The organism is Sphingobium sp. ZW T5_29, assembly GCF_044987515.1.
GTDB lineage: Bacteria > Pseudomonadota > Alphaproteobacteria > Sphingomonadales > Sphingomonadaceae > Sphingobium.
Map to the genome: position 1 here is coordinate 1 of NZ_JBJDRM010000025.1, position 5868 is coordinate 5868.

Here is a 5868-nt window from a genome sequence, read left to right on the forward strand (position 1 = left end):
CTGCAAAGCCGTGCACTGCCTGCCCCATCTCCCGCCGCCATCTGTAGATCTGGTTCGGCCGAAGATCCGCACGGCGGGCAATCTCCGCCACGTTCGCGCCGGGGGCCGAGACTGCCGCGACCAGCTCTCGCTTCTGTTCGTCGCTCCACACCCGGCGCCGCTCCGGCACCGAAATTACTGTGATCTGGCTCATCGCACCGTCCTTAGTATCGGTGCAAACACCGGCGCTTGCACCGGTACCATCTCGAAATATCAGCCGATCACCGCAAGGCGGCCCTCACCGAATGCCTACGCTTGGAAAGCCGGGACGAGTATTGCCGAGCGCGATTGGCTCAAGCGGGCACCGGCCAGTAGGACATGAAATTTGCGCTGGGCCGCGCCGGCGCCATCCCCGAAGCCCGCGCGCCTATAAGGATGAAATCGACGCGGCCACGTGGCTGATCTCAGCGGTGACGCACCGGCTCGACAAGGCGGGCGGCTTCACCACCGATGTGAAGATGGAAACGGCCCCCTTGTCGGATGTAACTCTGCCGTTAGGCTGGCTCAAGATGTCAGACTTGGATTCTTTCTGAGCTCTTGCCCACCATCGACTGCGAAGCTCTGACCGGTCACCCACGACGATTCGGGCCCGGCCAAGTAGCGGACCGCTGCGCCAATATCAGTTGTCTCGCCCGTGCGACCGAGCGGAATTTCCTTGAGGAAGCGGTCGATCGTTGATTTGTCGGCGAACATATCCCCGGTGGACTGGCTGCGCGTCAGGCCTGGTCGCACCGCATTTACGCGAATTTTCATTGGCGCAAGTTCGTCGGCCGCCGTGCGTACCAGCGCTTCTAATGCTGCCTTGGATGCACAGTAGGTGGCGAGAGCAGGAAACGGCATCGTTGCGGCTGTCGACGAGATGCAGACGATGGCCCCCCCAGCGGTCATCATAGGTGCGCCATAACGCACGGCGATGAAGGCGGTAGTGACATTATAGTCCATCTCTGCGCGAAAATCCTCAACGCTCTTGGTGAAGAGCATACCGAAGCCGCCACCACCGACGGTCGGCACCAGAATATCGAGACGGCCTGTCAAGGCCCGCGCTTGTAGCAGCGCGCCCTGCATATCGTCAGTGGATAGAACATCACCGACAGCGATCTCAATCTGAGCGCCCGGTACCGCCTCTACGATCCGGGCCTTGGCCGCTTCCAGATTGTCGCGGCCCCGGCCCATGATGACCACGGCCGCACCATCCCTCGCTAAAGCGGTAGCGCTAGCTGAGCCTATGCCGCCGCCGCCCCCGGTAACCAGTGCGGCCTGTCCTTCTAGAACGTTGCTCAATATGATACTCCCAGCTTGACGGGCTTTTCTTCGGTCCAGTCCACGATCAGTTCTCGGGCCGCTATACGCCATCCGTCTGAGTGGCGAACATAGCGGTCCTGGTAGCGCACCGCCCAGGTCAGAGCGACATGCTGACCCTTGTCGTCAGGACGGCGGATATGGGTGGCGGTGCAATAGGTTTCTCCGACCGCCTCGTCGCCGTTGAATGCCAGTGTTTGATTATGCACTAGGTGCTGGGTCATCAGGAACATCTCCCGCAATAAGGGGGGACTCTTCTTCTGATCGTTCAGGCCGGCAATCCGCATTCCGGGGCCCTGTAGCAACATGTCATCCGTCATCACCTGATTGAGAAGCTCGGGCTCGTTCCGGTCCATGGCTCTCGCATAAAGGCACGCCAGCCGATAAATATCGGCGGCGGCTTCACGGTCAGCAGGCGACATTAGGCAGCACTGCGATATTGGGCGACGATTTCCTCGACGGCGCGCTTGATATCGTTCCGGCGATAGGCCAGCGTTTTCGCTTCCTCGGCATCCGGCTCGTAGCTCACCACCCTGCCACGACCCGTCAGAATGGCGGAATCGGGAAGCATGGGGTGTTCCTGATCGAGAGAGGGCACCTCGACATCGTTCCCAGCGGCCCGGAAGAACAGCTTAAAATAGTCTGCAAAGCTGAGGCTCTCATCGCCTACGAGATAGGCCTTGCCATTCTCGCCGCGCTCAAGCGCTCCTGTGATCGCTTCCGACAGCGACTGGCAGGAAATAAAGACACTCCCGCCTGCCGGGCCGAAGGGGGGGATTTCCACAAAACCTTGGGCGTAGCTCGTATAATATTCGAACATGGGAATGCTCATGCCGGGAACAGTGCCCACCACGAAAGGCGCGTCCACGCTGACGACATGAAAACTGTCGTCGGCCAGTTTCGCGATACCGTCTGTCGCGGCCTTGCGCGCCCCGATATAGGCGTTGGTTTCGACGGCTTCAGGCATGATATGCGGATAGAAGCTGCCGACATGGATGAAGTGCTTCACCCCTGCGGCTTTCGCTAGAGCTGCAAATGCTGGCACGCCGTGCGCATTGGATTTCACGACATGTTCGTCATAGCTGCCGCCCTCGGGGATATGGCGGACGTCATGTCCTGCCGCAAAGATGATAGCGTCGAACGGCGCCAACTGTTCAGGCGTGAATGACCCAGCAATATAGTCGCCCTGGATGAACGGCAGGCGCGCGAGTTGCACCTTCGACTGAGCGGGATTGCGACCAGCAATTGACACGTCATGGCCAAGCGATTGCAGATGTAGGGCGGCGTGACCGCCGATCATGCCGGTGCCACCGACAACAAGTATCTTCATCCAATATTCCTCTGTCCGCTGATTAGGGTTTCAAAAATTAAAGCCATTGCCAGTTACGACCGGCAAATTGGTCCACAGGTTGTTTGGATCACGATACCAACCGCCTGCGGCCAGCGCGCCGCCGTCCAGATTGATGCTGGTCCCCGTGACCCAGCTGGCAAGATCGGAAGCAAGAAACAGCGCCGCCCCTGCCGCGTCGGACGGACGACCAAAGCGCCCCAGCGGGATCCAGCGCTCGGTGTGAGCGCGATGCTCCTCCGCGATCATTGCGCTCACCGGTACCTGGGGCGTCTCGGTAGTCTCTGGCGCAATTGCGTTGACGCGTATCCCACGCGGGGCAAGTTCAAGCGCTACGCTGCGAGTAAAGCCAGTGATTGCGTGCTTAAACGCCGAATAGACCGACGTCATCGGTATCCCACGAAAAGCCTCTATGGAAGAGACGGAGATTATACTGCCCCCATCATTTAAGATGGGAATCGCCGCGCGAGAAACGAGGAATAACGATCGCAGGTTGATAGCATAAAGCGCATCGAAATCATCGTCAGTGTAATGCTCGAATGGCTTGGCGATGCCGAGAAAATCGCCGACATTATTTACAAGGACATCGAGGCTGCCGAAACGCTTTTCGATCGCCTGGAACAAGGTGTCGACGGCTGAGCGATCACGAACGTCCGCAACGACGACCAGATTTTCAGCACCTGCGGCGTCCAGCGCATCCCTGACAGCGTCGGCGCGAACCGGGTCAATCTCGGCAACGACTATGCTGGCCCCGGCTGCCGCGAAGCCTTCTACGATGCCGCGCCCGATGCCGTCACCGCCACCCGTGACGAGCACGGTCTTGGTACGAAAATCGATCATAACCTCTCCTTTTTTGCGATCTTGCCGTTTCGCTACCAACGGTGATTTCAGTTGGCAATCAGGCACCGATTTGTTATGTGGTTTCCCATGGAAACTATAGAAACGCCGGGTTATCACCCCCGCACGCTCGAAGTTATGGATTTGGTCGGCGACAAATGGACGTTGCTCGTCACTTATCGGCTCGGCGGCGAAAGGATGCGATTTTCTGAGCTGAGACGACAGGCAGAGCCAATCAGCGCCAAGATGCTGAGCCAGACGTTGCGCAGGCTTGAAAGTTTCGGGATGGTGGGACGCGAGGTAATAAATACTAAGCCACCCAGCGTCGAATACCGACTGACCGAATTAGGCGGCAGTTTCCTTTCAGCGGCGAGCGTGATCTGCGCGTGGACGCGCGACAATATCGTTGCGCTGGACCGCGCGCATGCTTCCTTCGTCAAACAAGAGGTCGCTGCTAAGGAATAGTTGGGGTACAGGGTCTTAGGCAGCCCGTACTCGCTGGACGCGTCGCGCCAGCGCATAGTCCACGCCGTAAGTGGAGGTGAGGCGATCTTGTATAGGCCGGTGGGGAGGGCCACTCTCGGGCTCCTGCTGCGGGCAGCGGGCCGGAGGCGCGGCGGGCGGCGATCAACTCCGGGCCGGCTGATTGTGCTGGAGCTTCGATAACGGGATGGGGTGGTGGGGACCAGTGATGGCGGGTGCCAAAGGCTCTGCTTTTGAACGGTTTCTTTGGCATCAGGGATCTGGAAACACGTTTCCATAACGCCGCTGTGACAGGTGCCGACCAAGGTCAGTCGTCCACTTAATCTCGGGCGAAGGTCCGCTACTCACGGAAGCTGCCAGTCGCGCGGTTTGAAGCGAACCATCCGCAATTCGCCCATCGCGGAACCTTGGAAACTGGATGAGTGAACGGTCGCCTCACGATCGATCATCCGAGTCGAAGGCTACCTGAAGTTCCTCGGGATCGATGGTGACCGTCCGCACCATATTGTGGGTCCGGACATAGAGGAGCGTTGCCACCCGCAGGTAGACCGTGCGCTCGTTCCCCTCGATGATTTCCTCCTCCGTATCGATGTCGTGTAAGCGCAAAAACCTCCCCACATTTTCGTAGGCGCTGATCTGGCTATGCTTTGCCCCTCATCCGAGGGGTATCGTAGTGGCTGATGATGTAAGAACATTCGAAACAGGTTTCGAAAGGCAGGAGGGTCAGCGACCCTCGCGTATGGACGTCATTCCAGCAGGGCCGATGCGGCGCCGCTGGTCGGCCGAGGCCAAGGCACGGATCATCGCGTCGAGTTTTGAACCCGGCGCGAACATCGCACAAATTGCGCGAACGCATGGACTGCTGCCACAGCAGCTCTACGCCTGGCGGCATGACAGCATTCCGGGCAAGCGCCTGACCAGCAAGAAGCTGGGCTTTGTCCCTGCGGTAATTGAAGATGCGAGCGGCACCGGCACTGCCGATGGTGGAGGCGATGAGATCGTGATCCGCATTGCCGCCTTTGCGATCCATGTGCCGTCGGGCGCGAGCGAGGATCATATCGGCCGGGTGCTCGCCGCTGTAAGCCGGTCGGAATGATCATCCCGCCAGGGCCACTCAAGGTGATGGTGGCGACAAAGCCGGTCGACTTCAGGAAAGGCGCCGTCAGCCTGGCGGCGCTCGTCGAGCATGAACTTGGACTCAAGCCTTTCTCGGGGGTGGTCTTCGTCTTTCGCTCCAAGCGGGCGAACAGGATCAAGCTCCTGGTCTGGGACGGCACTGGCCTGGTGCTCGTGAGCAAGGTCTTGCAGACCGGGGGCTTTCATTGGCCACGGGCGCAGGATGGCGTGATGAGGCTGTCGGCATCGCAGGCGTCGGCCTTGTTCGAAGGGCTGCAATGGTCGAAAATGCACACGCCGCGCACTCAGGTTCCGGTGACGACGCGATAGGTCGCACGCCTGATTCCCCTGATCGAAATGCCATTGCGGGTCGCCCGAAAACTGCCAGAAATGGAGCATGCCCGCCACGGTTGCCGACCTTCCTGACGACGTCGCCATCCTCAAGGCGATGGTCCTGGCCGGCCTCGAGCGTGAAGCTCGGATGCAGCATATCATCGACCAGATCACCCGCACGACATTCGGGAAACGCTCGGAAAAGCTGAGCGAAGATCAGTTGGCGCTTGCCTTCGATGATCTCGACGTCGCCCGTGCTGAACTGGAGGCGCTTGGTGAGCAGGCAGCAGGCCAGAAGAAGGAACGGGCGCGAAGGGAAAGCGGGACAGCAAGGGGGTCGCTGCCGGCGCACCTGACCCGCATCGAGGAGGTGATCCTTCCAGAAGAGAAGGAATGCCCCTGCTGCGGAGGCG

The 5868-nt window shown here is 59.7% G+C and carries 9 protein-coding genes; 4 read left to right on the plus strand and 5 right to left on the minus strand.

Features of this window, described 5'->3' with window-relative positions; translation table 11 throughout:
• From ACI3KQ_RS15780 to ACI3KQ_RS15800, 5 genes are all read right to left on the minus strand, one after another.
• A partial coding sequence (locus ACI3KQ_RS15780) for a transposase (RefSeq protein WP_404959273.1) occupies nt 1-193 on the minus strand: 193 nt, incomplete at its 3' end.
• A 350-nt stretch (nt 194-543) separates the two neighbouring features.
• A complete protein-coding gene (locus ACI3KQ_RS15785) occupies nt 544-1320 on the minus strand; it encodes an SDR family NAD(P)-dependent oxidoreductase (RefSeq protein ID WP_404959275.1) in 777 nt (258 codons plus the stop codon).
• Nucleotides 1317-1760: a nuclear transport factor 2 family protein gene (locus tag ACI3KQ_RS15790; RefSeq protein WP_404959277.1), complete on the minus strand. Its 444-nt coding sequence runs from the start codon at nt 1758-1760 to the stop codon at nt 1317-1319. Before ACI3KQ_RS15790 ends, ACI3KQ_RS15785 begins: the two co-directional genes overlap by 4 nt.
• Entirely contained in the window at nt 1760-2668 is a 909-nt protein-coding gene (locus ACI3KQ_RS15795) for an NAD-dependent epimerase/dehydratase family protein (RefSeq protein WP_404959279.1), read from the minus strand. The genes ACI3KQ_RS15790 and ACI3KQ_RS15795 overlap by 1 nt, the downstream gene beginning before the upstream one ends.
• Before the next feature lie 30 nt (nt 2669-2698).
• Nucleotides 2699-3565: an SDR family NAD(P)-dependent oxidoreductase gene (locus ACI3KQ_RS15800; protein WP_404959281.1), complete on the minus strand. Its 867-nt coding sequence runs from the start codon at nt 3563-3565 to the stop codon at nt 2699-2701.
• A 48-nt stretch (nt 3566-3613) separates the two neighbouring features.
• Here ACI3KQ_RS15800 and ACI3KQ_RS15805 point away from each other — a divergent pair, with 48 nt between their 5' ends.
• The 4 genes from ACI3KQ_RS15805 to ACI3KQ_RS15820 form a co-directional block, all read left to right on the plus strand.
• A complete protein-coding gene (locus tag ACI3KQ_RS15805) occupies nt 3614-3988 on the plus strand; it encodes a winged helix-turn-helix transcriptional regulator (protein ID WP_404959283.1) in 375 nt (124 codons plus the stop codon).
• A 691-nt stretch (nt 3989-4679) separates the two neighbouring features.
• Nucleotides 4680-5102, plus strand: a complete 423-nt coding sequence (locus ACI3KQ_RS15810; protein WP_404959285.1) for a transposase — start codon at nt 4680-4682, stop codon at nt 5100-5102.
• Nucleotides 5099-5452, plus strand: a complete 354-nt coding sequence (tnpB, locus tag ACI3KQ_RS15815; RefSeq protein ID WP_404959287.1) for an IS66 family insertion sequence element accessory protein TnpB — start codon at nt 5099-5101, stop codon at nt 5450-5452. Before ACI3KQ_RS15810 ends, tnpB begins: the two co-directional genes overlap by 4 nt.
• Nucleotides 5453-5519: 67 nt before the next feature.
• A partial coding sequence (locus ACI3KQ_RS15820) for a transposase (RefSeq protein WP_404959289.1) occupies nt 5520-5868 on the plus strand: 349 nt, incomplete at its 3' end.